The organism is Bacteroides sp. OF04-15BH, assembly GCF_003477995.1.
Taxonomy (GTDB): Bacteria; Bacteroidota; Bacteroidia; order Bacteroidales; family Bacteroidaceae; genus Paraprevotella.
Genome location: NZ_QUEM01000079.1, coordinates 1 through 2,838, shown reverse-complemented (window position 1 = coordinate 2,838; position 2,838 = coordinate 1). Strand labels below are relative to the sequence as shown.

Below are 2,838 nucleotides of genomic sequence, written 5' to 3'. Positions count from 1 at the left end.
CCTGACTTCGTCACTCAAAAATGTCCATTTTGTAATTAATTGATAAACAATATTTTGTATCTTTGCATACCCTTATTTTGGGGTACGCAAAAGGTTTTTTAACTATGTTTGTCAAAAGAAAGAAGAATCGGTCTGGAACAACAAGTGTTGTTGTTGCAGAGAAGACAAAGGGCATTTACAAAGAGTTGATTACTATTGGTGTGGCCAAAGATTCAAACGAAATAGACAGTCTCGTAAATGCAGGTCATAAATGGATTTCCAAGGAAGAATCCCGACGCCATCCACAACTCGATCTGTATGGTGAGGAGCGTGAGGCGTGCGACCGTGAACGAGAAGAAGTCCGCCGTGTTCTGTCCAATGTCAGCAACATCCTTCTCAACGGATGCGACTTGATATTGGACCGCACGTTTGACCGGATTGGTTTCAATCGTATTGACGATGAAGTGTTCCGCAAGCTTGTGAAAGCCCGTCTGGCATATCCAACGAACAAGGCTGCTACGGTGGAATATCTGAAAAACCACTTTGACGAGGATGTGGATCTTTCCAGAATCTATCGCTATCTTGACAAACTTAGCGACCATCAGCACGAAGTCGTACAGGACATCAGCGTGCGCCATACAGCAAAACTGTTCGGTGGAAATATCGGTGTGCTATTCATGATGTCACCACACTTTACTTTGAAGCGGATTATGAGGACGACTTGCGCAAGACCGGCTTTTCTAAAGAGGGACGACACAGTAATCCTCAGATCATACTCGGCCTGCTTGTAAGTTTGGGCGGCTATCCGCTTGCCTACTGCATCCATGAGGGCAACAAATATGAAGGTCACACGATGCTGCCGACGATAAAGGAGTTTGTAAGCAAATACGGATTGGAAAACTTCGTTGTGGTGGCCGACTCCGGTCTGATGAACAATGCAAATATAGCGGAACTTGAGGCGCACGGCTACAAGTATATAATAGGTGCGAAGATAAAGAATGAAAGTCAGGAAGTCAAGAACTGGATACTGGAACAGCCCAAGTGCGACTGCCAGATGGTTGAATATGACAAAGGAGGCGGACGCCGTCTCCTGGTCGGCTATACAGATGACCGTGCAAAGAAAGATGCCTATAACCGGGAGAAGGGAATACGCAGGTTGGAAAAGGCATACAAGCATGGCGCGCTTACGAAAGGCAACATCAACAAGAGAGGTTACAATAAGTTCTTATCCATGGATGGTGAGGTGAAAGTCGCCATCAACTATGACCGTATTGCCGACGACTCCAAATGGGACGGTCTAAAAGGATATCTCACCAATACGGATATACCAATACAGGATGTATATACAGCATATCATAATCTTTGGCATGTAGAACGGGCCTTCCGTATAGCCAAATCAAAGATAGAGATACGCCCCATGTTTCACTTTACACGCAAACGCATCGAAGCCCATATATGCATCTGCTTTGTGGCTTTGAAAGTATACAAGGAATTGGAGCGCATGCTGAAAGTCTCAGAGATTAAGATGAGCGTGGACAAGGTGCTTGCATTGGCAAAGACAATCACGACAATACAAATTAAGCTACCTCTGAACAAGGAGGTTTACACCCAAACCATGCTGATGGCAAGGCATCAGAAAATAGCTAAACTCTTTGACGAAGATTTTTGGGGTACGCAATGACGAAGTCAGGAAATAGATGTTTTTCTTCATAAAGTGGATGTCGTTCTGCAAATAGCCGTTAAGTACAGTACCATCTTTAAGAGTTAGCACTGCCTTAGGCCATACGACTTTGGGTTTCTTGGCGTTTGTTGTTATCGCAAACGAGAATACCATTAGGAAGATGATAAAAAGTAACTTTTTCATATGTACGTTTATTTAATATTTCGATAGATATTTTTAACACTACAAAAATTTGATTACAAAAACTTTGTCATAAATCATAATCAAGGAAGTTATTCCAAAACTTCATCAAGTTTTCTGACTAATATAGTAGGGTCTTTACGAATCTCTTTCATACTTAGACCTTTGAGTATTTCCTTTATCTGAGGATAACCTTTAAAATACATTTTTAGCACAGTCTTTTGACCAATTCCTGCAATACTATTATCCATCAAATAATAGCTTCTCGCAAAGTCCTCGTCCTTGGATTTGTAATAAAACATAAGGCCAAATCCGTAAATACTGCCCGATTTCACATGAGTATTTGTTCTTATGTAGTGAACATACGCTGAAATGTTTTTCCCCTTATAAACAGGATGGAGAAATACGGGATTTTTATAGAGCTTGGGGGCTTTCTTATAAGACATTCCCAATCCCATCTGGGCATAGAGAGGAATCCAATTTGTTACTTCTTTTGCCTTTTTACCATAGAATTTTATTTCTTTTACATCAGCATAAGTATAGTCGAAGTTCTCACCACTCACTTCATTCTTTATTCTAACTTCGTGAGTATTATCTACATTAAAAGACAAACTTTTAATTTTTCCTTTCACAACTTTTCCGTTGTTTAAAATAATCTCAGAAGTCTGAGCTTGAACTATTCCACAAAGAAGAATAGCAAGAAACATAAAAATCAACTTTTTCATACGCATGACTATTTAATTTTGTTTCAATTTAAATTAATTGCTTTGCTTATAAAGATAGGATGCTTTTCTTTAACTGCCAAAGAAAAAGAATATTACTAACACAATTATATAGATATATAACAAATTTTAGCATATAATGGCAGTAATTGCAGTTGGTATACTCATTTTCTGCGACCATCGGGAGCAAAAATTCTCCACCCTCATGGTGGAGCGAGGAGTTTTGGGGTTCCCGAAACATAACCTCGCTCCCTCCTCTAAGAACAAAAGACGAGA

At 40.1% G+C, this 2,838-nt stretch carries 3 protein-coding genes; 2 read left to right on the top strand and 1 reads right to left on the bottom strand.

Annotation, left to right across the window (positions count from 1 at the left end; all coding sequences use genetic code 11):
• The first annotated feature begins 104 nt into the window (after positions 1 to 104).
• The gene (locus tag DXA74_RS16970; RefSeq protein WP_370448521.1) at positions 105 to 770 is read left to right on the top strand and encodes a hypothetical protein; all 666 of its coding nucleotides are present in this window, start codon (positions 105 to 107) and stop codon (positions 768 to 770) included.
• Positions 653 to 1,660 (top strand): IS1634 family transposase, encoded by a 1,008-nt coding sequence (locus DXA74_RS16965; RefSeq protein ID WP_370448522.1) that lies wholly within the window; start codon positions 653 to 655, stop codon positions 1,658 to 1,660. Before DXA74_RS16970 ends, DXA74_RS16965 begins: the two co-directional genes overlap by 118 nt.
• Positions 1,661 to 1,932: 272 nt before the next feature.
• Here the strand turns inward: DXA74_RS16965 and DXA74_RS15790 are convergent, their stop codons facing one another.
• On the bottom strand, positions 1,933 to 2,565 hold the full coding sequence (locus DXA74_RS15790; RefSeq protein ID WP_118529083.1) for a hypothetical protein: 633 nt from the start codon (positions 2,563 to 2,565) through the stop codon (positions 1,933 to 1,935).
• Between the last annotated feature and the right edge of the window lie 273 nt (positions 2,566 to 2,838).

Coding starts and splice junctions, on each gene's coding strand:
- DXA74_RS16970 (WP_370448521.1), top strand. CDS start 105: ATGTTTGTCAAAAGAAAGAAGAATCGGTCTGGAACAACAAGTGTTGTT.
- DXA74_RS15790 (WP_118529083.1), bottom strand. CDS start 2,565: ATGAAAAAGTTGATTTTTATGTTTCTTGCTATTCTTCTTTGTGGAATA.